The 243-nt window shown below is 61.7% G+C and carries 1 protein-coding gene; it reads left to right on the forward strand.

All coding sequences use genetic code 11. The annotated features are described in order from the left end of the window. The coding region (locus IAE38_RS23720) for an Ig-like domain-containing protein (protein WP_236404396.1) at nucleotides 1-243 on the forward strand (243 nt) is incomplete at both ends.

Raw genomic sequence — 243 nt, forward strand, 5'->3', positions numbered from 1 at the left:
ATCGACGGCGTCGATACCACGCCACCAGCTGCCCCGGTGGATCTGGCGATCGGTTCAGCGGGCAGTCTGCTCACCGGTCGCGGCGAAGCCGGTGCTACCGTACAGATTCGTGATGCCGCAGGTAATGTCATTGCCATTGGAACCGTGGGGCCGAATGGCACATTTGCAGTGTCGCTGAACCCAGCAGTGAAGGACGGCAGCACCCTGCAAGTCACCCTCACCGATGCCGCTGGCAATGTATCG

This window comes from Pseudomonas sp. S32 (assembly GCF_016648095.1).
GTDB classification, from domain to species: Bacteria; Pseudomonadota; Gammaproteobacteria; order Pseudomonadales; family Pseudomonadaceae; genus Aquipseudomonas; species Aquipseudomonas parafulva.